This window comes from Haladaptatus paucihalophilus DX253 (genome assembly GCF_000376445.1).
In the GTDB taxonomy this organism is placed as follows: domain Archaea; phylum Halobacteriota; class Halobacteria; order Halobacteriales; family Haladaptataceae; genus Haladaptatus; species Haladaptatus paucihalophilus.
In genome coordinates this window covers 893,638-918,085 of record NZ_AQXI01000001.1, presented here as the reverse complement: position 1 = coordinate 918,085, position 24,448 = coordinate 893,638, and the positions used below count along the sequence as shown (strand labels likewise).

Annotated in this window: 29 protein-coding genes and 1 tRNA gene; 9 read left to right on the top strand and 21 right to left on the bottom strand. The window is 60.9% G+C overall.

The genetic code is table 11. The features are described 5' to 3' along the window. From B208_RS0105255 to B208_RS0105190, 14 genes are all read right to left on the bottom strand, one after another. Positions 1–1,815, bottom strand: a complete 1,815-nt coding sequence (locus tag B208_RS0105255) for a type II/IV secretion system ATPase subunit (protein WP_007977480.1) — start codon at positions 1,813–1,815, stop codon at positions 1–3. Between the two features lie 2 nt (positions 1,816–1,817). Then, positions 1,818–2,585 carry an ATPase domain-containing protein gene (locus tag B208_RS0105250; protein WP_007977479.1) on the bottom strand — a complete coding sequence of 256 codons (768 nt, stop codon included), beginning with the start codon at positions 2,583–2,585 and terminating at the stop codon, positions 1,818–1,820. Beyond that, a complete protein-coding gene (locus tag B208_RS0105245) occupies positions 2,582–3,040 on the bottom strand; it encodes a fla cluster protein flaG (RefSeq protein WP_007977478.1) in 459 nt (152 codons plus the stop codon). Before B208_RS0105245 ends, B208_RS0105250 begins: the two co-directional genes overlap by 4 nt. Continuing rightward, positions 3,041–3,496: a fla cluster protein FlaF gene (locus B208_RS0105240; RefSeq protein ID WP_232423724.1), complete on the bottom strand. Its 456-nt coding sequence runs from the start codon at positions 3,494–3,496 to the stop codon at positions 3,041–3,043. Further along, positions 3,456–4,739, bottom strand: coding sequence for a FlaD/FlaE family flagellar protein (locus B208_RS0105235; RefSeq protein WP_026177743.1), 1,284 nt, complete (start codon positions 4,737–4,739; stop codon positions 3,456–3,458). Before B208_RS0105235 ends, B208_RS0105240 begins: the two co-directional genes overlap by 41 nt. 158 nt (positions 4,740–4,897) lie before the next feature. Further along, positions 4,898–5,692: a CheR family methyltransferase gene (locus B208_RS0105230; protein WP_007977472.1), complete on the bottom strand. Its 795-nt coding sequence runs from the start codon at positions 5,690–5,692 to the stop codon at positions 4,898–4,900. After that, a complete protein-coding gene (locus B208_RS0105225; RefSeq protein ID WP_007977470.1) occupies positions 5,689–6,195 on the bottom strand; it encodes a chemotaxis protein CheD in 507 nt (168 codons plus the stop codon). Before B208_RS0105225 ends, B208_RS0105230 begins: the two co-directional genes overlap by 4 nt. Next, complete coding sequence (locus tag B208_RS0105220; protein ID WP_007977468.1) at positions 6,192–7,361, bottom strand: chemotaxis protein CheC; 1,170 nt, start codon at positions 7,359–7,361, stop codon at positions 6,192–6,194. Before B208_RS0105220 ends, B208_RS0105225 begins: the two co-directional genes overlap by 4 nt. A 1-nt stretch (position 7,362) precedes the next feature. Next, positions 7,363–7,959: a chemotaxis protein CheC gene (locus B208_RS0105215; protein WP_007977466.1), complete on the bottom strand. Its 597-nt coding sequence runs from the start codon at positions 7,957–7,959 to the stop codon at positions 7,363–7,365. Continuing rightward, positions 7,959–10,025 (bottom strand): chemotaxis protein CheA, encoded by a 2,067-nt coding sequence (gene cheA, locus B208_RS0105210; protein WP_007977464.1) that lies wholly within the window; start codon positions 10,023–10,025, stop codon positions 7,959–7,961. Before cheA ends, B208_RS0105215 begins: the two co-directional genes overlap by 1 nt. Positions 10,026–10,031: 6 nt before the next feature. Continuing rightward, on the bottom strand, positions 10,032–11,069 hold the full coding sequence (gene cheB / locus B208_RS0105205; RefSeq protein ID WP_007977459.1) for a chemotaxis-specific protein-glutamate methyltransferase CheB: 1,038 nt from the start codon (positions 11,067–11,069) through the stop codon (positions 10,032–10,034). Continuing rightward, positions 11,066–11,428, bottom strand: a complete 363-nt coding sequence (cheY, locus tag B208_RS0105200; protein ID WP_007977457.1) for a chemotaxis protein CheY — start codon at positions 11,426–11,428, stop codon at positions 11,066–11,068. The genes cheB and cheY overlap by 4 nt, the downstream gene beginning before the upstream one ends. A gap of 85 nt (positions 11,429–11,513) precedes the next feature. Beyond that, entirely contained in the window at positions 11,514–11,996 is a 483-nt protein-coding gene (locus B208_RS0105195; protein WP_007977455.1) for a chemotaxis protein CheW, read from the bottom strand. Between the two features lie 68 nt (positions 11,997–12,064). After that, positions 12,065–12,745: a DUF7500 family protein gene (locus B208_RS0105190; RefSeq protein WP_007977454.1), complete on the bottom strand. Its 681-nt coding sequence runs from the start codon at positions 12,743–12,745 to the stop codon at positions 12,065–12,067. A 149-nt stretch (positions 12,746–12,894) separates the two neighbouring features. On the opposite strand from B208_RS0105190, the gene B208_RS0105185 reads away from it, so the two are divergent. From B208_RS0105185 to B208_RS0105170, 4 genes are all read left to right on the top strand, one after another. Next, positions 12,895–13,116 carry a helix-turn-helix domain-containing protein gene (locus B208_RS0105185; protein ID WP_018128750.1) on the top strand — a complete coding sequence of 74 codons (222 nt, stop codon included), beginning with the start codon at positions 12,895–12,897 and terminating at the stop codon, positions 13,114–13,116. Between the two features lie 73 nt (positions 13,117–13,189). Continuing rightward, positions 13,190–13,360, top strand: a complete 171-nt coding sequence (locus B208_RS24210) for a hypothetical protein (protein ID WP_007977450.1) — start codon at positions 13,190–13,192, stop codon at positions 13,358–13,360. A 39-nt stretch (positions 13,361–13,399) separates the two neighbouring features. Beyond that, entirely contained in the window at positions 13,400–13,852 is a 453-nt protein-coding gene (gene bcp / locus B208_RS0105175) for a thioredoxin-dependent thiol peroxidase (protein WP_007977447.1), read from the top strand. Further along, positions 13,849–14,145, top strand: a complete 297-nt coding sequence (locus B208_RS0105170; RefSeq protein ID WP_007977445.1) for a hypothetical protein — start codon at positions 13,849–13,851, stop codon at positions 14,143–14,145. Before bcp ends, B208_RS0105170 begins: the two co-directional genes overlap by 4 nt. Before the next feature lie 6 nt (positions 14,146–14,151). On the opposite strand, the gene B208_RS0105165 is transcribed toward B208_RS0105170, so the two are convergent. The 7 genes from B208_RS0105165 to B208_RS0105135 form a co-directional block, all read right to left on the bottom strand. After that, a complete protein-coding gene (locus B208_RS0105165) occupies positions 14,152–14,502 on the bottom strand; it encodes a YbjQ family protein (RefSeq protein ID WP_007977439.1) in 351 nt (116 codons plus the stop codon). A gap of 39 nt (positions 14,503–14,541) precedes the next feature. Next, entirely contained in the window at positions 14,542–15,051 is a 510-nt protein-coding gene (locus B208_RS0105160; RefSeq protein WP_007977437.1) for a macro domain-containing protein, read from the bottom strand. Positions 15,052–15,087: 36 nt separating this feature from the next. Further along, complete coding sequence (locus B208_RS0105155) at positions 15,088–15,477, bottom strand: hypothetical protein (RefSeq protein ID WP_232423723.1); 390 nt, start codon at positions 15,475–15,477, stop codon at positions 15,088–15,090. Between the two features lie 202 nt (positions 15,478–15,679). Further along, positions 15,680–17,167, bottom strand: a complete 1,488-nt coding sequence (gene dacB / locus B208_RS0105150; RefSeq protein ID WP_232423722.1) for a D-alanyl-D-alanine carboxypeptidase/D-alanyl-D-alanine endopeptidase — start codon at positions 17,165–17,167, stop codon at positions 15,680–15,682. 352 nt (positions 17,168–17,519) lie between these two features. Beyond that, positions 17,520–17,593, bottom strand: a tRNA-Thr gene (locus B208_RS0105145). Positions 17,594–17,610: 17 nt separating this feature from the next. Continuing rightward, entirely contained in the window at positions 17,611–18,087 is a 477-nt protein-coding gene (locus B208_RS0105140) for a GNAT family N-acetyltransferase (protein WP_007977431.1), read from the bottom strand. Next, positions 18,088–19,287 (bottom strand): phosphoglycerate kinase, encoded by a 1,200-nt coding sequence (locus B208_RS0105135; protein ID WP_007977429.1) that lies wholly within the window; start codon positions 19,285–19,287, stop codon positions 18,088–18,090. Between the two features lie 381 nt (positions 19,288–19,668). Here B208_RS0105135 and B208_RS0105130 point away from each other — a divergent pair, with 381 nt between their 5' ends. The 5 genes from B208_RS0105130 to B208_RS0105110 all read left to right on the top strand — a co-directional run bounded on the left by B208_RS0105130 (position 19,669) and on the right by B208_RS0105110 (position 24,445). Further along, positions 19,669–20,613, top strand: a complete 945-nt coding sequence (locus B208_RS0105130) for a branched-chain amino acid ABC transporter permease (RefSeq protein WP_171970518.1) — start codon at positions 19,669–19,671, stop codon at positions 20,611–20,613. Further along, a complete protein-coding gene (locus B208_RS0105125; RefSeq protein ID WP_007977426.1) occupies positions 20,610–21,923 on the top strand; it encodes a branched-chain amino acid ABC transporter permease in 1,314 nt (437 codons plus the stop codon). The genes B208_RS0105130 and B208_RS0105125 overlap by 4 nt, the downstream gene beginning before the upstream one ends. After that, the gene (locus B208_RS0105120; RefSeq protein WP_007977424.1) at positions 21,920–22,753 is read left to right on the top strand and encodes an ABC transporter ATP-binding protein; all 834 of its coding nucleotides are present in this window, start codon (positions 21,920–21,922) and stop codon (positions 22,751–22,753) included. The genes B208_RS0105125 and B208_RS0105120 overlap by 4 nt, the downstream gene beginning before the upstream one ends. Continuing rightward, positions 22,753–23,460, top strand: a complete 708-nt coding sequence (locus tag B208_RS0105115) for an ABC transporter ATP-binding protein (RefSeq protein ID WP_007977422.1) — start codon at positions 22,753–22,755, stop codon at positions 23,458–23,460. Before B208_RS0105120 ends, B208_RS0105115 begins: the two co-directional genes overlap by 1 nt. Positions 23,461–23,599: 139 nt before the next feature. Continuing rightward, a complete protein-coding gene (locus B208_RS0105110) occupies positions 23,600–24,445 on the top strand; it encodes a right-handed parallel beta-helix repeat-containing protein (RefSeq protein ID WP_007977420.1) in 846 nt (281 codons plus the stop codon). Positions 24,446–24,448 lie beyond the last annotated feature (3 nt).

Below are 24,448 nucleotides of genomic sequence, written 5' to 3'. Positions count from 1 at the left end.
TCAGATCGACCGATGAACGTTGAACGGAAGCCCATCGACGCCATCGCGCTGGAAGGCCTCGATGACTTCGTTCACCTCGTGGTAGCCGAGGATGTTTTCTTCTATCATCCGCTCCATAATCTGCGCCCGGAAATCGAGGTCTTGGTAGATGTCGCGGGTGTTCTTGTAACCGAGGAGCGTCGCTATCTGTTCTTCCAGTACGTAGGAGTTGTTCATCCCCTGGAAGACGATTTCGTCCTCAACGGGGTCCCAGTAGAACGCTTGGCGCGTCACCACGCCGCCCATGTCCTTCGAATACCCCTCGATTTCCTGCACGCTCGTCACGCGGCGCAGGACCTTATCGCCCTGCTTGACCCGGTTCTGGAACAGCGCCACGTCGGCGTTGTCCATGAATGTCTCCGGGACGTTGATGGGGTCGCCGGTAAACCGCTGAATCATGGAAACGATGTCGCTCGCGTGGAAGGTGAGCATCACCGGGTGACCGGTCTGTGCCGCCTGAAACGCCATGCGTCCCTCGGCACCACGAACCTCCCCGACGATGATGTAGTCGGGGCGAGAACGAAGCGCGGCGGCTACGAGGTCGAACATGTCCACGTCGGCACTGGCTTCGCTTTTCCCCTCGCGCGTGAGGAGTTGCTGCCACGTGTTGTGTGGCGGCAGGACTTCGGCGGTGTCCTCCGCAGTGTATATCTTGCTGTCGCGGGGGATAAACGACAGGACGCAGTTGAGCGTCGTCGTCTTTCCCGACGCCGTTTCCCCGACGACGAACACCGTCTGTTCGTTCTCCAGACAGAGCCAGAGATACGCGGCGAGTTGCGGCGACAGCGTGCCCCACTTCGTAATCTGTGCGACCGAGAGGGGCGTCCCTTCGCTCTGACGGATGGTGAGGCTCGGCCCCTTGATACTCACGTCGTCGCTGTAGATGATGTTGATACGCGACCCGTCGGGGAGCGTCGAGTCGACGATGGGGTCGGAGTCGGACACGGGGTCACCGATTCGCTCGCCCATGTTTCGGAGCCAGTTGTCGAACCGGTCGTTCGTTCCGAAGTCCACGGTGGTCCCGAGCATGCCGTAGGTGCCGTGGTCCACGTACGTCTCGTGCGGGCCGATGACGTGAATGTCCTCGTTCGACGGGTCGCGCATGATGGGTTCCAACGGTCCGAACCCAACGATATCCCGATTCAGCCGATAGCGGATGTTCTCGTACGTTTGGTCCGAAACCTGGTACCTCCCGACGCCGGAGAAGCTCATTAGCTCCTCTACGACGTCGTTTTCGCGCAGCAACTGGATGCCCGCCCGTACGTCCCCGTAGGAGATGCTACTGACTCGCCGTGCGAGGTCTTGGGGGGAGACGCTTTGAATCCGTTTCTGAAGGCTCTTCGGCGAGAAGTTCCCGATGCGCGCCGAGATGCTGTCGTTTCCCTCGCCGATTCGAACCGTATCCTGCAGGAGTTCCTCGATTCTGTCGTCGTACTCGGACTCGCTCTCGGGGGCGGGTTTGGTGACGCTCTTTTCCAAAATTTTGCTCCGAACGTTCCAGAACAACTCCTGTTCGGTGTCGCTCAGGTCCGGTTCGATGGCGTAGTATTTCGTATCCCGACCGATGTCGCCGTAGATGTGGCAGTAGATGGGACCGCCCGCCGAGTAGATGACGTTCGGTTTATCCGCCTCCCACTCTCCCGACGGCTCTTCGATGAGTTTCGGGAACTCACCCGTAAACTGCTTGAAGCGCTTCAAGTAGTCGCGGAGGTGTGGGCGGCGCATGGCGACCTCGCGGAGTTCGCCTTCGATTTGGGTGGTCCCGTGTTCGGTCATTTTTAGGCGACGCTACGGCTCTCGATGACGATACCAGCGTCGGCGCGAACCGAGTACCCGATGCTGTCACCCACCTGTTCACCCATTCCGGCGAACCGCTTCACGGAGATGTTCCGACGGACGTCGTTTCCGACTTCGACCATCTGCAGCTCCATGAACACGTCCGCGATGGCACGGAACGGGCCGATGGCATCCTCGTCGACCGTCGATGGGTCGACCGTCAGGACGACAACTTTCCCTTGCGTCACGAGGTCTCGGAAGAACGAGATGATTTCGAGCGCCGCCTGTCGTTCCTCGTTCTGGCGAACCAACGCCTCGAAGGTCGGGTCGTTGCGGAGAATCGCATCGAACGTGTCGATGATGACGACATCGGCCTTCCACATCGCCTCCGCCTGCATCAGACGATTCAGGAGTTCCTTTCGCTGGCCGTCGTCAGCGTCGTCCGTGGGTGCGGTGATCTGACGAGTGCCGGAGTCCACGTCGGCGTGGAGGAACAACAGCCGCTCGTTCAGCAGGTGTTCTTCGACGCCGTAGGAAAGCGAGTGCATCTGGTCGATAAACCCACGAATCGTTAGCTCCGTCGAGAGCAGCGTTACGCTGTGGTCCGTCTCACATAATCCGTAGCTGAACCGCTGGCTCATGGCGCTCTTTCCGGCACCGTAGTCGCCTTCGATGAGCACGATAGAGCCGCGTGGGATTCCACCGCCGAGTTCGTTGTTCAGACGGTCGTGGTCTTGCAGGCCGAGCGAGTAGAGATTATTTGAACTCATGTTCTAAACTCCAACACCTCCGAGTCGCCGTTGACGACCATCTTCACACGATGGTCCTCGTTGGGCGCCATTGGCGCGTCGTTTCCGATTGTAACTCGTAGCACATTTCCGACGTCCCAGTCGCTTCCGTCTACGACTTGGACCGAGACATTCGATTGATACTTCCCGTCCAGTAGTATATCAATTTGGTCGCTTGACCCTTTTAAATTCTCTGCCCCTGTATTCTTCACTAGAACGGTAATATTTTCATTTCCGCTGGCATTATAAACTGCGCCGCTTCCAGGGTCGCTGATTATTTCGATGTCCGTCCGAACGTCGTGACTGACGTCGTAGCTTCTGTCGCCCAACGCTCCCGACAGTCGCTGAATTCCCGTCGTGAAGGTTCCCGCGACGCTCGCCGCGATGATGAGGCTCGCGATGAACAGGATGAGGTGGGACGTGGAGACACTCGCCACTCAGACCGCCTCCGTATCGGCGAGCCCTGGTCCAGTTACGACTTTCACTCGGGTTGGACCCGTCGAAACGTTGATTCGGTAGTGGAGGGTCTCACCGGGAAGCCACAGTTCCGTATCGTTGACACCGTTAACGTCGCGTGCCACGATGGCCCCCGAATCGGGGTAGACGCCATCGACCAACACGTCAGTGTCGTTGATATCCAGCGTGGTCGAACCGGTATTGTTCACAGTAATGTTCAGGTATCCTGCCGAATAGTTCACTGTTGTGATATTCAGTGCGGTGTTCTGTTGGTCGAGCACGTTCTCAGAGTGGTCTGTTCGAGCGTCGTTGATCCGCTCGAACCCGTTGTAGGCGGCCGAGTAGATCATTCCGAAGCTGATGAACATTGCCAGGAAAATGATGGCCGTGGAACCACTAACGCTGAAGCCCATGGCCCTCTCCCCGTATCTGTGCACAGTGGTCGACGACTTTCTGCTCGATTGCGTCTCCGGTGAGTTGGCTCATGAAGGTGAGACTCCGAATGTGGTCGTCCACGCCGAGAGTGGCGGGAGTCGCGTCGGTATCGACATCCGTCACGTCAGCAATCCCGCGAACGAACGCGAGTAGTTGCTCTTTAACAGGTTCGCTTATCCAGTCGATGTCCTCGTAGTAGGCGATGGTTCGAACGGCGTCTTCGGACCCGAACTCCTCGACGAGGAACTCCAACCACTCCATCACGACGAGATCGACGATGTACCCCGCGGGAAGGGTGGCGAGATACGGCTTTTGCATGCCGTTTCGCATCTCCACGGTCGTCTCCGCCGCTTGGGATTCGTTGGTCTGAGCGGGTTCTTCGAACTCGAAGTCGCCCGTCTCGGGTTCCGGCGCCGTCTCCAGTGCCGCTTCCTCTTCCGGCGCCGGTTCGGGTTCGACGTCGAACTCGATGTCCGATTCCGCTGCGTCGTCGGGTTCGGCATCGGCTTCCTCCGCCCAGTCCGCCTCGCCGGATTCGTACTCCTCTTTGAGTTCTTGGAACGTCGAACCACCCGCTTGTCCGTCGCCTTCTTTTTCCTCCATCCCCATATCGTCCATTTCCATGTCATCCATCTCCTCGTCTTCGATGTCGTCGAAGCTGTCGTCGAAGAAACTGTCCGCGTCGGCATCGGCGATGTCATCGTCCAGATCATCGTCCGCTTCTTCTTCCTCTTCGTCGAACAGACCGAAGCCGCCGGACTCACCGCCGCCGAACGCGTCACCGCCGAGGCCGCCGTTCGGCACGTCGTCCACGAAGGGGTTGACACCGCGCGTGACCATCTCGTAGATTTCGAGCAGTTTGCGGACGTTCTCCTCTACGTCGTCCACTTTTTCGCTTATCTGTTCGTTTTCGCTCCGAACGGTGCTGACGGTGGACGCGATGTCGCCGACCTCGTTTTCGAGGTCTTGGAGACGATTTTCGAGTTCTTGGGTCGACCCGCCACCGCCCATGTCTCCGAACCCGTCGTCACCGCCACCACCCCAATCGTCCATACCGCCGTCCATGCCGTCATCTAAGTCGCCGAAGTCGTCGCCACCGAGGTCATCATCGAACAGGTCATCACCGCCCGACTCCGACTCGGCACTCTCGTCGTCCTCCATGAAGTCCATGATTCCCATGGCACCCATGGCAACCGACCCGCTCAGGAGCGGAGCGAAGTGGGGAGCAAGAGTTATAAGTTTCATTATGGACACCACCGAACGTCACCACATTAATCTTCTGCCTGAGTTATCACATTTGATACTATGAAGAAAATCGCACATTTAAAAGGAAGAATTTGATGCATTCGTCCTATAAGTCGCAATAATCTCGTTTCGGGTAGTATTACTTGCCGACCTAGACGCTATGATTTCTGATATATTCTAAGACGTTTGTCTACTGGTTCATATTCTTTTTTCAATACTTCTGGAAGCGTCTCCGTCTTTCCGATGACGAGGTAGCCGCCGGTTCGAAGCGAGTTCGTGATGGTTCGGAGCATCGGCAGTTTGTGCTCGGCGTTGATGTAGATGAACAGGTTTCGACAGGACACGAAATCGAAATCCGACTTCGAGCTGCCGTGGATCAGGTCGTGACGCTCGAAATCGACCAGTCGCTTTACTCGATTCGAGACGCGAAACTCGTTCCCGTCCCGTTCGACGTACTGCTCGTACCCGTCCAGGGGTTCGAGCTGTTCGGCGATATCGGTCGTTCGAGTGCTCCGATAGACACCGCGCCGTGCCTTCGCCAGCACCTCTCGGTCGATGTCGGTCGCCGTTATTCGCACTTTCGTCGCATCGATATCGGAATCCACGAGCGCGAGCAGCGCCAACGAGTACGGTTCCCGTCCGTCGGAACACGCCGCGCTCCAGAGTTTCACCTGTCGGTGTGAGTCCGCGAGCGAGCGCAAGACATCGCGGATTTCCTCCCAGACGTCCGGGTTCCGGAGGAAGCTCGTCACGTTGACCGAAAGCGCATCGAGGAGCGCATCCCGCTCGTCCGGGTCGTCCGCAAGTAGCGCCCGATACTGTTCGTACTTCTCGACGTCGGTCCGGCGCATCCGGGAGGAAACCCGTCTGTCGAGATACGAGGTGTCGTAATGGCTCGTCGCAAACCCGAGTTCCGACTCGATGAACGACAGCAACGTGTCGAACGAACTCAAATTCGCTTCACCCCTCGGTGGGCGCTCTTCACGACGAGCACCGCCGTCCTCGTGTCGAATTCGAGCGAACGTCCGTAGTCCCCGCCGGTATCTTCGCCGACGATTGGAATTCTTTCATCGGCCAGCGACGCCTCGGCCGCTTCGACGTTTCGCGTCCCGACCTCGCTTCCAATTCCTGATAGTTCGAGCATGTTGCTTCCGCCCGCGATTTTCGCTTCGACCGTCTCCATATTTGCACCCGCGTCTTCCATCTCTGTGAGCATTCTGTTGATAGCTGTGTCGACGAACTTGGCTTCGTTATCATCCGATTCGGCCGTGGACGGGAGCATTGCGTGGGCGAGTCCCGCAACTCCGCTGGTCGGCTCGGACAGTGCGATTCCGAGACAGGAGCCGAGTCCGGTCGTCGTCAGTCGCGTTTCCGCTTCCGTCACGACGTACTCCGCCACGCCGACTTTTATCGGCCCACTTCCCCCACGCTTCGAGTCGCTACGATACACCTTCATAATCGTCCCGCGTTCGTTTTCCGTTCCGACGTCGCGTCGGCGTCGAGCGACGAGAGGACTTCCCGGAGTTCGGATTCGTCGGGAAGCACGTACAACGAGCAGTCGAACGGCGTCTTGGCGGCACGGATGGTCGCATCGGAAACGAACGCGAACTCCTGTTTCTGGCCGAGTTGGGCGACCAACGGGTCCGCAATCGCGCTGCCCATGTCGTGGGCGAACGTCGGCGGCGAGATGTCGATGGTCGTTTCGAGCGCGTTCGCCCACCCATCGATGAAGCTGCTCGCCATGATGTTTCCGAGTTCCTGGATGGCATTTTGCTCCGTTTCGCTCAACTCGCCGTCCGAAAAGCCGTCATCGCCGGGGAGCAGCGCACCGGAGATGTCGCGCGCCGACGTTTCGTCGAACAGAATCAGAACGAATCCGCCGGGGGACGTTTCGAGTTCGATGACAACGCCGACGTACGTCGTGTCACCCAACGCTTCCGGGACCTCTTCGACCGGAACGAAACTGACGTGCGTGATTTCGACCGTCGTCTCGATGCCGGTCATGGCGGTGATGTTCTCGGCGACCGTCGTCGCACCTCCGCGTGTCATCTCGTCGAAATGAGAGAGGTCTTCGACGGAGACCGTCTCCCCGTCGTCCCCGAGGAGTTCGCCGTACTCCCCGACTTCGGGCGAGAGGTGGACGCTGAACGAGATGGACTCGTCCACGGCCCCGATAGAACTCGCGAAAACGAACGTCTCGTCCGCATCGTCGAAGAGAAGCGTCGGGTCGCCGTCCACGTACGTCGGCGGCGAGATGTCGATGGTGGTTCCGAGGTAGTCCGCCCATCCGTCGACGAACCCACCCGCCATCACGTTCCCGAGCTCTCGAACCAGACTCTCGTCCATATCCTCCATTCCGGGCGCGAGAACGTCGCGCACGCGTTCGACGGCTTCCGCGGGAAACGTAAACGCGGTGCGCCCACGTAGCCCGCCGTCCAATTCGATGACGACGCCGACACACTGTTGACGTTCCAGCGCAGTCGCATCCGAGCGAACGTGCGTTCGCGTCACGTCCACGGACGTCTCGATGTCGGTCATCGCGGACAGGTGCGACGCCGCGCGTTCCGCCCCCTCGTGTGCCATTCTGTTTGCCGCTTCGAGCTTTCGGATGTCCACTTCCATCTCAGACCTCTATCTTCCGCATCATCCGAACCAAGTCCTCCAGTTCGGGGAACGTGTACACCTTCACCTCGACGTTCGAGTCGGGAACTCGGACACGCGAGTCGAGCACCATCGCCACGTCGTCGTCGCGGTGCCCGACGAGCGCCTCGACCGTGCGGCTGGCCGGGCCGTAGGTGAACTTCGGCGTCGAAAAGTCGATAGTCGTCTGGAGAACGTTCGCCCACCCGTCGATAAATCCGCTGGTCATGATGTTGCCGATCTCCTGAACGGCGGACTTCTCCATGTCGCTGAACCCCTTCTTCGCGGGTTCTCCCATTCCTCCCATCATGCCGTGTGCAAGCTGTTTTGCGCTTCCCACGGAGAAGAGAAACAGGATGTAGCCGTAGGGCTGTTCGACCAGTTCGATGTGGATGCCGACCTGTTTCTCGTGGCCCATGTGGGCGCGAACGTCGCGGATGTCGATGAAGTTCGTCTTCGTTATCTCCATCTCCGTCTCCATCCCCGTCATCTGACTGAGATGGTTCGCCACCGTGTTCGCACCCTGCTTTGCCATCTTGTTGAACAGGCTCAACTTCCGAATGTCAATCTGCAAGCTCATTAAAGACTCTCCACGTCGAGGATGGTCACCACGTCACCTTCGCCGAGCACCGCCGCGCCCGAGAGGCCCGGAATGCCGGACAGGATTCCCTCGAACGGTTTGACGACGACTTCCTCCTGTCTGCTCACCGCATCGCAATGAATCGCCACCTGTCGCTCCGACTCGTTGACGCGGACGAGCATGCCGTCCCCGTTTTTGGTCTCGCCGGGAACGTCGAGCGCCCGCCCGAGTCGAATGAGCGGATATACCGTATCGTCGTGGGTGATGACCTCCTCGCCTTCGATGTGTTGTACTTCGCCCATCCGCCGTATCTCGTCCACGTTCTTGATGGGGATTCCGTACTCCTCCTCACCTGACTCCACGAACAACACCTTGACGATGGCGACCGTAACGGGGAGCGAGAGGCTTATCGTCGTGCCGTCCCCGAGTTCGCTCTCGACGCTGATGTCGCCGTCGAGCCGTTTGATGGTGTTTCTCACCACGTCCATGCCGACGCCGCGACCGCTCACATCGGTGATTTCGTCGGTCGTCGAGAATCCGGCGTGGAAGATGAGTTCGTACACCTCCTCGTCCGAGAGCTCGTCGGCTTCTTGGCGCGACATGATACCCTTGCTCACCGCCTTCGTTCGGACGGCATCCGCGTCGATACCGGCGCCGTCGTCCGACACTTCGATGGTAACGCGGTCGCGCTCCCGTTTACCGCGCAGATGAACCGTCCCGGTCCGCGGCTTTCCGTTCGCTTCACGCTCGTCCGGCGTCTCGATGCCGTGGTCGACCGCGTTGCGAAGCAGGTGCATGAGCGGGTCGCTGATCTCGTTCAGGATGGTGCGGTCGAGTTCGATGCTCTTCCCCTCCATCTCGAAGTCGATCTCCTTCTCCTGCGTGCGTGCGAGGTCCCGGACCAACCGCGGGAACTTGTCCACGATTTTCTTGAGCGGCACGAGCCGCATGTCCATGACCGTATCCTGCAGGCTGGTCGTTATCTTGTCGAGTTCGTCCAGATTGTCCGAGGCGCTCCCGAGTTCGCCCTGTTCGACCGATCGACGGAGTTTGATGCGACTGGTGACGAGTTGTTCGACCAACCCGTGGAGGTCGTCCAACTGGTCTACGCCGACGCGAATCGACTGGATTTCGTCCACTTGCGTTTTGGTGGTCGATGTATCCGCTTCCGAGGACGCGTCGGATTCGTTCGATGCATCAGATTCGTTCGAACCGTCCGACGCATCCGAATCGTCGGCAGAGTCGGGGTCCGACGTGGATTCGCTGACCGAATCCGCCGTTTCATCGGCGTCGTCCGCTCCGTCCGCCTCGGAAATCGCATCCGGGATGTCGTCGGTCACGTCCGAGATGGTGGCGGCTTCCACCTTTCCGACGCCGTTGACGACTTCGTTAGCTTTCTCCTCGTCGCCACCCGTGACGAACAGGTCGAAGCCGTCGTCGTAGTCTCCGTCGTTGATGGCTTCGACGGACGGCACCGCACCGAGGAGCTCGAGTTGCTCCGTCACCTCGCCGAGCACGAACATCGCGTCGACGCCTTTCATCTGCGAGTCGCGCATCTCCACGTCGGCGTGGAACACGACGTCCACGTCTGCGAGCGCCGAGGGGTCGTCGAGCCGCGAGAGCGCCGCTTCGGCGGCCGTCGTCTCGGTCGCCGTTTCGTCGTCCGTCTCGTCGTCGTCCGGCGCTTCGTTTGCCGTTTCCAACGTGTTTCGGATGTCCTCGATGGTCGCGCTCGGGTCGGTTTTCGACTCGCCGTGCTCTTCGATTTCGGCGAGTATCAGCTCGATTTTGTCCACGCCAGCGAACACGTGGTCCATTATCTCCGGCGTGACGTCCATCCGCCCCTGTCGAATCTCGTCCAACAGGTCCTCGATGGCGTGTGCGAGGTTGCTTCCGTTCTGGAATCCCATCGCCGCGAAGTTCCCTTTCAGCGTGTGCGCCGTCCGGAAGATGGAATCCATCGCTTCCGCGTCGTTCGGGTCGTTCTCCAGTTCGAGCAGCGAGTTGTTCAGTTCCGTTATGTTCTCTTCGCTTTCACGAATGAAGTCCTGTATGTATTCATCCATATCGAATCACGTCGGTTTTCGTACGGTCGAAAGTATCCCCTGGGCAACCTCGTCGGCGGGAAGTACGTCGTCGACACAGCCGGTTTCGATGGCCCGTGCCGGGATTCCGAACACCGAACAGGTCGCTTCGTTCTGCGCGATGGTTCGTCCTCCGGCGTTCTTTATCGCCTCCACGCCGACCGCACCGTCCGCACCCATTCCGGTGAGAACGACCGCGGTGAGCGGATCGGTAATCGTCTCGGCGGCCGTCTCCATCGTCACGTCGATGGCCGGGCGAACGCCGTGTCGTACCTCGTTCTGTGTGAGTCGAACACGGATTCGCCCTTTCGCGTAGTTCGAGACTTCCATGTGGTAGTCCCCCCGTGCGACGAGCGCCTGTCCCGCACCGATTCTGTCGCCGTCCGACGCTTCTTTCACGTCGTACTCGGTTCGGTCGTCGAGTCGTTTTGCGAACCGAGCGGTGAAGCTGTCGGGCATGTGTTGAACGATGAGAACACGAAGCTGAGCGGACCGCGGCAACCCGGCGAGAACGCTCTCGACGACTCGCGGCCCGCCGGTCGATGCGCCGATAATGATGGTCGCGTTCTCGACGTATGTGTCGTCGGGTTCCACCGGAGTCGCCGTCGAATTGTCCGGTGCGCTGACGGTGACGTCAGCGCGCGCGACCGACCGAACCTTCTCGATGAGGTCGTCTCTGTGGGCCGAAATCCGGGTCGAAACCTCGCCGCCGGGTTTCGCCAGGACGTCGATGGCCCCCCGGTCGATGGCATCGAACGTCGCTTCCGCGCCGTCTTCGGTGTGTGCGGACAGCATGAGAATCGGGGTCGGCGTCGTTTCCATTATCTCCTCGACCGCTTCGATGCCGTTCATCGTCGGCATCTCCACGTCCATCGTCACGACGTCGGGTTCCTGTTCGGCGACGACTTCGACCGCCTCCCTCCCGTTCGTCGCCTGTGCAACCACGTCGATATCGCCCGATTCGAGAACGTCGGTGATAACGGTGCGCATGAAATGCGAGTCGTCGACGACGACCGCCCGCGTCATGCTGAGATAACGTCGTTGATGGCTTCCATCACGCTGGGCTTCTGAAACGGCTTCGTGATGTATCCGTCGGCACCAGCTTTGATCGCCTTCTTCATCTTCTCTTCCTGTCCGATACTCGTACACATGATGATGTTCGCGCTCGAATCGAACTGCTTGATTTCGGCCGTCGCGTCGATGCCGTCTCGAATCGGCATCACGATGTCCATCATCACGAAGTCCGGTTGCTTTTCCTTGTACAGTTCTATCGCTTCGACGCCGTTCTCGGCTTCGTCGGCGATTTCGAAATTTTCCTCCAGAATCTCGCGCAGTAGATTCCGCATAAATTCCGAGTCGTCGACAATTAGTACGTCATTCACCATTCAACTTTCACTATCGAGAGCTTTTGAAAGCGGTCAAAATAAATGCTCCCCTGTGATTATCACAGTTGATGATTTATCGAGATTCTTAACTCAGGCTAGTAATCATTTTGTCAATATCGACCCAGATGATGAGGTCGAGACCGTTTTCGTCGTCGGGTCGCTTGATGATTCCCTGTGCGATTTGGTCGCGGATGCCGCGGGTGTCGAGGTTCTCCAGTTCGTCGCTGGTGTCGATGTGCTCCGGGGCGTGGGTCGTCACGTCGAGCACCTCGTCCACCCGAATCCCGATTTTCTGTTTGTCGTCGGGACGGTCCAGAACGAGAACGTCGTTCCCTCGCTCGTCGGAGGCGACGCTGAGGAACTCCTTGGGGTCGATGATGGCCGTCGTCTCGCCGCGGAGGTCCATGACCCCCTCGATGGAATCCTGTGTCCGGGGAATGCGCGTGACCTTTTTCACCTCGACGATGCTGTCTACCTGCTCGATATCGATGGCGCACACGTCTTCGCCGAGTCGAAACTCCACGACTTGGGTTTCCCCGGCCGACGGATTCTGTTTCTGAACGCTCATAGTCAGTTACCGAATACATCGAACGGCAATACATAAAACCTACTCCCGACTATCACGGCGGATAATCGCTAGCCGTTTTCCGGGGGAAAGACGATGCCGTTCGCGTCCTGCATCGCTCGAAACAGGTCGGCGATGCTATCGTCGGGTGATAAGTCGTACGTTCCGAGAACACCACGGAAACAACGCGACGGGTAACGGACGCGAACGTTCGACTCCATCATGAGAATGCCGAGCACGTCCTCGACGGGCATGCTCGGTTCGACCTGCTGGGCGTACCACATGAGAAGGCTGTCGAAGACGGTTCCAATGTCGTCCGAAAACATCCGCTGATGGTTGATTTCGTCCTCGGCCTTCGCCGTGATGTGAAACCCGTATCTGGACGCCACGTCGCCAACGTCGTCTTCGAGCCATTCGCGGACGTCTTGGGAATCGATGTGGGGTTCCCCGTCCGATGGCGCGGATTGACTCGGAGTGTCCGGTGCCGACGCCGGGTCGATGGCGGGCGGGGAGTCCGTCGATGACGGCGATTTCTCCGGGGGCGCAGGTTCGACACCGGGATTCGCGTCGGCGGTCGGTTCGCCGGTCGTCACTGCCTCCGGGTCGTCGGGCACGGACGGCCTCCCGGACGCGCCGATGACGAACCGGCCATCGTCCAGCGTGACGACGTTCTCGCTGTCCTCGATGTCGAGTTCTTCGGGAGAGATGACCTTTCGGCCCTCCGGGTCAGAATCGTCCCGCGCTGGACTCATTGCCCACGCCTACCACGGCTCGTTACATAAAATCACCGGCAGTTTACCTCGGTGAGAATACCTCTCCAAGAAACGACGACTCCGACAGATTTCGACGATTGTCGTAGGGTAATTTTATTATCGTCGAATGTCTGGACCAGCATACCAACATGAGTGTTCAAACAACGCCTCTCGCACCGTTGCCGGACGAACTGGATTCGCCGCGCGCCAAACTGGTCTATCTCTCGCTCGCGACGACGGGCGGGGCGACGCTCGACGAACTCCAGACGGGTCTCGACCTGCCGAAAATCACGCTGTACACCATCATTCGAACGCTTCGAGAGCGCGGACTCGTCCGCCAAGACGGCGAAGCGCTGACGCTCGCCGCCTAACTCCGGAATCGCTTCACGTTCACTTTCACTGCGCTAGGCTTGCCTTCATTATCTGACCGGACAACATTCGGACATGAACGTCGAAATGAGCACGCAGGAGTCGACAGTGCGACCGTGGAATTCGGCAGACGTCTCCGGGTTGTCAGCCAGCGAAGTCGCCGCGTACGTTCGTACCTCGGCCGAGGAAGGTGCCGTCCACCTCGAACGCAAGGGCGGACGAACGTTCGTCGTCGTCGGCGAGTGACACCGCAACGCAGTTGGTCGCTCGCTCCGAAGCCATCCCATGCTCGAACCCGGCCAACCGGCACCTCCGTTCGAACTGCCGAACCAAGACGGCGAGACAGTCTCGCTCGCCGACTTCGATACCACGGTCGTCGTCTACTTCTACCCCCGGGCGGACACGCCCGGCTGCACCACCGAAGCCTGTGGCTTCCGCGATTCGTGGGACGAATTCGAGGCGCGCGGCGTTCCGGTCCTCGGAATCAGCGACGACCCGGTATCCGACCTCGTGAAATTCCGAGACAAATACGACCTGCCGTTCGACCTCCTCAGCGACGAGTCCGGCGAGGTTGCGAGCGCCTACGACTCCTACGGCGAAAAGAACATGTTCGGAAAGACCTTCGACGGCGTGTTTCGAAACACGGTCGTCGTCGCTCCAGACGGGACCGTCGAAGCCGTCTTCGAGGACGTCTCGCCGGACGGACACGCGGACGAACTCCTCGAAACCCTCGAATGACGTACCTTTCACACCCCGTCCGTGCCATTCGCGACGACCCGATGTCCGACGAGTCGGCCACGCTTCTCCTCCGACTCGCCGATGCGAGCGTAGAAACGACCACCGCCCGTGTTGAAGACCTCGGCGGCGAGGTCCTCGAGGAACTCGAATTCGAGACGCTTCGCGTCACCCTCCCGGAACCCGCCGTGGCCGACCTGTGCGAACTCGACGGCCTGGAGGCGATAGAAACCGCCGCAACTATCGAAATCGGGGGAGGGGACGCGGGTGAGGACGTAGATTTAAACGGCTCTTAAGCAATCTCAGCGAATCGAAACCGCGGTTCCGAACGCCTTGATGTTCATCATTCCGCCCTGTCCGCCGAGGGATTCGTCGGTGATGTCCACCGCGACTACCGCGTCCGCGCCGACCGATTTTGCCTCCTCGACGAGTTCGTCGAGGGCAGTTTCCTGATTCTCTTCGAGGGTCTTCTCCCACGATTTGGAGCGTCCGCCAACGATGTCGCGCAACCCACCGGCGATGTCCTTCCCGATGTTTCGTCCCGGCGTCACGTCGGCGACGACCACGCCGTGGTGGCCCGTGATTTCCCGTCCCGGAACGGTGTGGCTCGTCGTCACCAATATCTCGTCGTCGTGGTAGCTGAACGCGGTCATCGGTCGGTTCTTTTCAGCCACGAATCATAATCCTGCTGGTTAGCCCGAGCGGACAGCGGCGGCAACCTCACGGAGCGTTTCGTACTCCTCGTCGCTGTAGGCGATGAGGCGCGCGTCTTCGAGGGACTCGGGGTCGAAGCGGTGAATTTCCTCGCAGATGATTCGACCACCCTCTCGGAGGTCGAATCCCGCGATACCGCATCCGAGCGCGGGAAGCACCACTGACCTCGCTCCCCGCTCGTCGGCTTCGCGGAGCGCGTTTCGGGTCGCGTCTCGAACGCTCCCGGGCGTCGCCCGTCCGTCCCCGTAGTGTGGCATGGCCGCCGCGTGAACGACGAACTCGGCGTCGAGTTCGTAGGCGTCGGTGACCGCGACGGAACCGAGTTCGACCGGTCCCCTCTCCATCGCTTCTTCGTTTATCGGCCCGTTCGCGCCACGGCGGAGCGCCCCGGCGACGCCGCTGCCCATCCGGAGGCTGGTTCCCGCGGCGTTGACGAGCACGTCAGCACGCTGTGCGGCGATGTCGCCCTGAATCACGCTGAACTCCATATCCCCGCTACGCGGTTCTCGAACAAAATTTTCGGGTCAGTCGATCTGCTCTTCGAGGTAGGTCACTTCGACCATCAGGTCGGGGTGCTCGGCGTCCGGGTAGCGGAACGTCCACGCTCGGTCGAAGTCGATCCCTCGACGGTACCCCTTCAACAAGAGGTCGCCGAGCACGTCGCGGAAGTCCTTGAGAACGGCCTGCTCGGGCGGCTTCGTCGGCTGGGGAGGGTTCGTTATCTCTTTCGTCCCACCCTTTTCGAGGTGGGTTATCTCCGCCATCAAATCCGGTGTGTCGTCGGGATAGCGAAACGTCCATGCTCGGTCGAACCGGCGGTCGTTTTTGTACGCCGTACTGAGTACCATCTTGAGCGTACTCTGGAACTCCTCGGGCGACGCCATCCAGAGGGGGACACTCTGGGTGCGACTCATGGAGAAGGAACAGGCTCGGAGGCAGTATAAAACCGTCCGATAATTGTGTTGGCAGGAACGGCGAGCAACAGTTCACAATGCGGAATTCGGCGTTAAGCGGTCGCTAATCATGTCCACGGGCGGTCGTGTCGTGAGACGCACAGTCGGAATCGGTCCCCGTAAATCCGGGCATACCGGTCACCGAATTCGTCATCGACAACGGTTACGCGTCGATGAGCGCACGAACCAAATCGTCCTGATAGTTGCGAGCATCGCCGAGTCCGACGGTCACGTTCGACATGAGGATAGAGAACAGTACGTCCGGGTCCGTCGGCCGCTCGATGACACCCGAAAGCGCACGTGTTCCGCGAACCGTTCCCGTCTTCGCGTGAACCGGAACGTCCACGTCCCGCAACCGATACGCGAGCGTGCCCTCGCCCGGCGTCGGAAGCGACCCGATGAGCGTCTCCGACCACGGCTTCTTCCGTATCCATTCGAGCAGGGAAACCATGTCCGCCGCCGAAACGAGGTTGAACTGCGAGAGCCCGGAGCCGTCCCGGAAAACGGTTGCGGGAGAACCCAAGCTCTCGAAGTAGGCGCCGGTTAGCTCCGTCCACGCGTCGAACGACCCGTCATCGAGCGCACGGCGGGCCGTCATCAATGCGAGTTGGTCGGCATCGACGTTGTTCGAGTACAACAGCATCGGACCGGTCGTCTCGTGGAGCGGTTCGGATTCGATGCTCGTCTCGAACGCCGCCTCCCGCTCCGTGGGTTCCGTTTGGAGGACGACATCACCTTTGACGGAGACGCCTGCGTCCGCGAGGCGGTCCCTGAACACCGCTGTCGCGTGTTCGTCGGGTCGCATCACGGGTGCCAGTTCCGTCTCCTCGTATCCCGGCGGCAGTTCGCCGATGGCGTAGATGGTGCCGTTCACCCGGTCGAGATAGGTGTAGAAATAGCCGTTCGCCCCTTCGGGTGCCGTGGAGAGGTGCGATTCGACGGTGACGAACTCCGAGTCGGGTTCGACGGCGAGGTCGATGCCGTTCTCGGTTCGCTTGGCGGTGAGGGACACCTTGTTCCAGTGGAGCGCGAGCGTCGAACTCGGTGCGCCGTAAGAGTACTGCGGGTCCTCCCACGTCCATCCCTCGGGGTACCCGGGGCCGCGAACCGAAAAGACGGGGCCGTACCCAGAGGTGTCGAACGCGGTGATGTCGGCCACGAGGTCGCCGTGAACCGTCCGTACTCCGTTCTCCGCGACCTGTTCCGCCAATCGTTCGAGGTCGGCGGTGGACAACACGTCACCGGTGCCGCGTAGCACGAGGTCGCCGTGGAGTTGATTCCCGGTTATCGACCCGTCGCCGACGACACTGGTCTCGAACCGTTCGTCCGGTCCCACATGTTCGAACGCCAATGCGGTGGTGAGCAGCTTCGTGTTCGATGCCGGTTTGACCACCGTGTCCGCCTGATGACTTGCGAGGACATCGCCGTCCGCCCCGGCCTCCTTCGCGTACACGGAGACGATACCGCCGGGAAACTTCTCGGATGCGCGTTCGAGTAACCGCTCCACGGCAGAGCACCCCGATTCCCTCGTCTCATCGTCGTCCTCCGTTCGATTTGCCAGCGCGGTATCGCCGAGCATCGCGTTCGCGCCGACGGTTCCAGTCGCTCCGAGCATCGTCCGCCTGTCCAACTGCCAAATTTTATCTCCCATCCCGTAGTTTATTTTTCAATTGTTGGTAAATATTCATGCCCTCTTGTGCTAGGTAATAACTTGCTTTGGTAGTGCAACGGCAATTTCCGTGGCGAAAACGGAATCAACGAATCGTTTCGAAGAGAATCGTCGACACGATTCCCATGTATATCGAGAAAACAGTCGAGGAGGAATGGCTTCGAGCGTCGATACAATTTCACAAAAGTCGAGCGCCTTCCGCACCGAAAACGGGCGCAGATAGAAAGCCAAGGGTGGGATTTGAACCACGCCCGAGAACCGACGCTTCGCGTCGAACCTCGGTCTGCTTCAAATCCAAGAAGGTTGCGCAGGCGACGGAACAGTCGCCTGCACAAGCCAAGGGTGGGATTTGAACCCACGTATTCTCGATTACAAATCGAGTGCTTGAACCACCCAAGCTCCCTTGGCGCAACTGCCAGTTGTCGCTACTCCTTTGAGTGGTTATCGTTTTCGTCCGATTTTTCCATCTCGATTCGATGTGGTTCGTAACCCCTGTTTTCGTACAGTCTGCGGGCGTTCTCGTTTCGCGCCAGCACTTCGAGCGCCAGCACCTCCGCGCCCCGCTCTCGGAGTTTTTCCTCCGCGGCGGCGAGGAGCGCCGACCCGACGCCCTCGTTCCGCGACGCGGGTTCGACGTAGATGTTCTGGACGATTCCGCGAGCGGTCGAGTGCCGGTAGAGACCCGTCTCCAGTTCGAACATCACGAATCCCACGATACCCTCGTCTCGGGCGACGAGCAGGTCGTTTTCGATGACGTGGCGCGCGACCGCATCGCGGACCGCACCGCGGTTCTCCTCCGCGAGGAGGTGTGACCCGTGGTCGCGCTGGTCGCGGGCGAGTTCGACCCAGCGGTCGGTAACGTGGTCGATGTCCGCGCTGGTCGCGGCCTCTATCGTAACCATCTATTGCGATAGCGCTTGCAACGCCGGGAGTTCGTCGCCGGTGAGCATCCGAAGACACGCGCCCCCGCCGGTGCTAACGTGGTCGAACCCGCCGAGGTCGAACTTCCGAATCGCGGCCGCGGTGTCGCCGCCGCCGACGATGCTGAACTCGGCATTCGCGGCCGCGGTGTACATCTCGCGGGTGCCCGTGGCGAAGGTGTCGTCCTCGAACACGCCAGCTGGGCCGTTGAGGATGACGGTCCCGGAATCGCGGAGGATCTCGGAGTAGGCTGTGATGGTGGCATCGCCGACGTCCATCGCACCCTCGTCTTCGTTCGGCGGGAACTCCTCGCGGGTGAGTTCGACGCGCTCGCCGTCCCGTTCGACCGCAGCGTCCTTCGGGAGATGGATTCGGTCGCTGTACGTGTCGAGCAGTTCGGCGGCGTCGTCGATGTAATCCCAGTATCCCTCGTCGTGGATGAAGTCCGCGCTGGCGTCGCCGAGGTCCGCGCCGTCGGCGAACAAGAAGACGTTCCCGACGACACCGGCCGTCAGCACGTGGTCCGCGAGGTCGCGCTCCAGCACGTTTTTCGCGACCGCGATGGAGTCGGAGACCTTCGCGCCGCCGACCACGTACGTTCGCGGGCGCGGCGTCGATTCGATGTCGCCGAGCACGTCCACTTCGCGCTCCATGACGCGCCCGGCGTACCCCGGCAGCCGGGTCGGAAACCCGACGAGGGAGGGCTGTGACCGGTGTGCGGCCGCGAACGCGTCGTTGACGTAGGCGTCGAGGACGGGGACGAGGCGGTCCACGAGGTGGGTTTGGGCGGCTTGTTCCGCCGGGAACTCCATGTACTCCTCGCTGTAGAAGCGGGTGTTCTCCAAGAGCACCGCCTCTCCCTCGTTGAGGTTCGACACGGCGCGGCGCGCGTCGGCGGAGAACGTCGCATCGCAGTAAGAAACCGGGAAGGAGAGCAGTTCGTCCAATCGCTCCGCGTGTGCGCCGAGCCCGGCGAAATCGTCGCTTCCGGGTCTGCCCTGGTGGGCGAGGATCGCGACCTTTCCGCCGCGCTCCAACAGCTCCGAGAGGGTATCGACGTGCGCCAACAGACGCGCGTCATCGGCGAGCTCACCGGAATCGGTCAACGGACTGTTGATGTCGATGCGCACGCCGAGGGTCGTCCCTTGGACGGCGAGGTCGTCAAGGGTCTGTATGGGCATACGTGTGCCTGCAACACCGCCCGGCATATGTGTGTCGGTAATCCGTGCTGGAAATAAACACGTTTTCGAGTAAATAGACGGATTATTTCTTTTCTCCACATTCCTCTCCGAGAGCTGTTAGTATGCCGCCGTTACTGAAATTCGCTGGACCGCTCTGTCGGAAAGGTTTAATAGTCTTACCGGAACCGGTTATCGTGTGGAGAGTTATCAATGAACGGCGTAAATGAGACCTATTCACGTGGACGTCGCCTCATCGTCGAACGACCGCTGCTGGTGGTCGTCGGACTGGTCGGGGTACTCCTCGTTTTCGACTTCATCAATCGCCTGCTGTCCGGCGACCTACTGGTTTCCGACGTAGGGTCACTCGTGTGGAACGGCCTCATGCGGGGACTCATCATCGGTCTCGCCGGAATCGGGCTTTCGATGACGTACAGCATACTGAATTTCGCAAACTTCTCGCACGGAGACTACATCACGAGTGGCGCGTTCTCGGGGTGGGCAGTTACGTACCTCATCGCGGGGTTGGGGAGCAACAACATCGCGGGGCTGTTGCTGGTCGGCGCGGGCGGCTCCGTCTACGCCAGCAGTCTCGGTATCACCATCGCGACGACCCCGATAGCGGTCGTCTTGGGGCTGGTGTTCGCCGGTGTTAGCACCGTCGTACTGGCGCTCCTCATCGACCGTATCGTCTACCGACCGATGCGGGACGCGGAAGGGATTTCGCTCCTCATCACGAGCGTCGGCGTGGCGTTCGTGCTCCGCTACCTCATCGTGTTCGTCTTCTCGACCGAGAACCGCGGAACGACGGCGCTACAGGATATCCCCAAGTGGAACCTGTTGCTCTGGGACGGAACCGTCCGCGTGACGGCACACGACCTGACGCTCCTCGTCTGCACGGTCGGCTTGATGATCGGCGTTCACCTGCTGTTGCAGCGGACGAAACTCGGCAAGGCGATGCGCGCGATGGCCGACAACGAGGACCTCGCTCGCATCAGCGGCATTCCGACCGAACGCGTCATCCGCTGGACGTGGATCATCGGCGGCGGTCTGACCGGCATCGCAGGCTACCTGTTGGTACTCTGGAAGGGAACCATCGTCTTCCAGTTCGGGTGGCTCCTCTTGCTCCCGATATTCGCCGCGGTCATCCTCGGCGGCATCGGGTCGATTTACGGCGCGATTCTGGGTGGGTTGGTCATCGGGCTGACGTGGAACCTCTCCATCATATGGATTCCGAGCGCCTTCGGCCGCGCCGCCGCGTTCGGCATGATGATCCTCATCTTGCTGTTCAAGCCACAGGGTCTGTTCGCCGGGAGGACGACCGCATGAGTTCGAGCGTCCGCGATTTCGAGATCAACGACACGATGCTCATCCTCGGCGTACTGCTGGCCATCTACGTGCTGTACCTCTTGGCGGGGTCGGCGCTCGGCTACTCGCTCCGTGGCCAGTTGAACTCCCTCGCACGCCTCACGTTCCTCATCGGCGTGTACGGGATGTTGGCGCTCGCGTTGAACCTCCACTGGGGATACACGGGCCTGTTCAACATCGGCATCGCGGGGTTCATGGCGGTCGGCTTGTACACGATGGCCATCGTCTCGAAACCCCCCGCGAGCGCGACCGCCGGTGCCGCGACCGTCTCCGGTCTCGGCCTCCCGCTGTGGGTCGGCATCCTCGCGGGGATGCTCGCGGCGGCGATTCTCGGGTTGCTCGTCGCGCTTCCGGCGCTCCGGTTGCGGGCGGACTACCTCGCCATCGTGACCATCGCGACCTCCGAGATCATCCGCTTCATCGTGATGTCGGACCAGTTCCAGACGTTCACGCTGTTCGGCAAGACGCTCGGAACCGGCGGCGGTCGCGGTCTGTTGTTGAACTTCGAAGACCCGCTGCAACCGCTGTTCGACAGCGCCCCGTACGGCGCGCTCGACGACGCGCTCAATCCGCTCGTCGGCGGGTCCATCGGACCGGTGCTCAACTCGCTGACCTACGCCGTCATCCTGATGGGATTCGTGGCGGCGTTCTACTGGCTGATGAAGCGGACCGGTGAATCGCCGTTCGGGCGCGTGCTCAAGGCCATCCGCGAGGACGAGGAGGTGGCGAACTCCCTCGGAAAGAACACCGACGTGTTCAAGATCAAGTCGTTCATGCTCGGCTGTGCGCTGATGGGGCTGGCGGGCATCCTCTGGCAGATGCGCCAAGGTGCCATCACGCCGACCTCGTTCAAGCCGCAGGTGACGTTCTTCGTGTGGTTGGCCCTCATCATCGGCGGTGCCGGGTCGAACACCGGGAGCGTCCTCGGCGCGGCGGTGTTCGCCGGGTTGCTGTATCAGGGACCGCTCTACCTCAAGAACATCATCCGGCAGGTGTACAACGTGTCCGGCGCGCCGAACACGTTCGCGGATGCGGTCGGCCCGCTGTTCAACGGCCACATCACGCCGATGGTCGCGTACATCATCAACAACATCAACGCGCTTCAGTTGGTCATCATGGGGGCCGTCCTCATCTGGATAATGCAACACCGGCCCGAGGGCGTCCTCGGCCACCGCAAGGAGGAAGCGGCGAGCATCCCGCTCTCGCGTCCCGGCGGCGGCTCCGGCGAGGCGAAACCGACGCCCGCGGCGGACGGAGGTGAGGAGCAATGACCGCGAGCGAGACGGCCGAAACCGAGACGCTCGACATCGGAAACGAGGTGGCGGACCTGAGCGAGACGCCGCTTCGCGTCGAGAACCTCCGGAAGACCTTCGGCGGCATCACGGCGGTCGATGGCGCGACGTTCTCCGTCGAACAGGGGTCGTTCACCGGCCTCATCGGCCCGAACGGCGCGGGGAAGTCCACGACGTTCAACCTCATCACGGGCGTCTATCAACCGGACAGCGGCGCGGTGTACTTCAACGACGACGAGATTACGGGACTCCAGCCGTATCAGATAGCCGACCGCGGCATGGTCAGGACGTTTCAGATAGCCCGCGAACTCTCCGAGATGACCGTCTTGGAGAACATGATGCTCGCCCCGAAAGCGCAGGAGGGCGAACGGCTTTGGCGGTCGGTGACGCCCGGATTGCGGGGCGACGTTCGGGAGCAGGAAGAGGAGATGCTCGAACGGTCGTGGGAGATGCTGGAGTTCTTCGAAATCGACCACCTCGCGAGCGAGTACGCGGGCAACCTCTCCGGCGGGCAGCGAAAACTGCTGGAGATGGCGCGGGCGCTCATGACCGACCCGCAGATGGTCCTGCTGGACGAACCGCTCGCGGGCGTCAACCCGTCGCTGGAGAAGAAACTGCTCAAACACGTTCACGAACTCCGTGAACGCGGCTACACGTTCCTGTTGGTCGAACACGACATGGACGTCATCATGAACAACTGCGAACACGTCATCGTCATGCATCAAGGCAAAGTGCTTGCCGAGGGGAAACCCGCGGCCATCCGTTCGAACGAACAGGTCATCGACGCCTACCTCGGGGAGGAAATCTGATGGCGCTCCTCGAAGTGGACGGACTCGATGCGGGATACGGCGAGGACCTGCAAATCCTGAACAACGTCGATATGCGCGTCGAGGACGGCGAGTACGTCACCATCGTCGGCCCGAACGGGGCCGGGAAATCGACCGTGATGAAGTCCGTCTTCGGGCTGACGACATACATGGGCGGGACGGTCACGTTCGACGGGGGGGAGATTCAGGGGGACGCGCCGGAGGACATCATCCACCTCGGCCTCGGCTACGTCCCGCAGAACGACAACGTGTTTCCGACGCTCTCCGTGCAGGAGAACTTGGAGATGGGCGCGTACATCCTCGACGAGGTGCCCGAAGACGCCCTCGCTGAGGTGTTCGACCGGTTCCCGATTCTGGACGAGCGCAGGGACCAGAAGGCGGGCACGATGTCCGGCGGACAACAGCAGATGCTGGCGATGGGCCGCGCGCTCATGCTGGACCCCGACCTGCTGATGCTGGACGAACCCAGCGCGGGATTGGCCCCCGACCTCGTGGCCGAGATGTTCGACAAGGTGGACGAAATCAACGAGAGCGGGACGGCCATCCTGATGGTCGAACAGAACGCAAAAGAGGCCCTGCGGCGCTGTGACCGCGGCTACGTGCTCGTGCAGGGCGGCAACCGCTTCATGGACACCGGGGACGCGCTGCTGGCGGATGACGAGGTTCGACAGGAGTTCCTCGGCGGATAGTCCGCTCCCTCGTCTTCCGCTCGTAGTCCGCTCCCCTGTCTTCCGCTCGTTTCCTCGCACCTCCGCTCCCGCTTCACCCGCTCGTTTCTTCACCTCGCTTCGCCACAACCGACAAGCACGAGCGGTGCGTGTTGCATCCATGGCGCGTTCACGGTGGGTGGCCCCGGTGCTCGCGGTTGCGGTCGTGGCCGCGTTCGTCTTCGTGTTTGGGGTACCAACACCCGCCACGCCCGCCTTCGACGACCCGCCGACTCGCCTCGATTCCTGTTCGGTGATACGTGATTCAGGGCGCTACGTTCTCACCGACGATATCGACGAGCGCGCGGAGTCGTGCGTTCGAATCACCGCCGACGACGTGGTTCTCGACGGGAACGGACACGTAATCGACGGGCACACGTTTCGGGAGAACACGACGGGTATCGCGGTGACGGGACGGAACGTCACGGTGCGAGATCTGACGGCCGTCAACTGGACGTTCGGCGTTCGATACGAGGGGGCCCGCGGGGGGACCGTGACGAACGTGACGACGTGGCACACCGGGGACGGCGTGACGGTTTCCGACTCCCCGGAGTCGCGGGTCGGACGCGTGACGGCGACGAACGGCTTCACCGGGATTTTCGTGCGCGACTCCGACGGGAGCGTCGTCTCGAACGGCGTCGTCCGGGATATGAGTTCGGTCGGCCTGTTCGTCGCCGACTCCCGAGACGTGACAGTGAACAACGCCTCGGTCGTACGGAGCAAAACCGGCATCGCGTTGCTCGGAGACCGGAACGGACGGGCCACGGATGCCGTCGTTCGTTCGACCGACGAGGCCCTCCTGCTCGTCGATTCACGGAACAACGAGATACGGAACGCGACGCTTTCGAATCCCGACGGAGCGGCGGTCGTGGCGCGCTCGAACGAGAGCGACAACCGGTTGGTCGGGACTCGTGGGAACTGGACGAGCGACGGCGCGTCGGGGACGACGCACAAAAATCGGGCGTAGCGG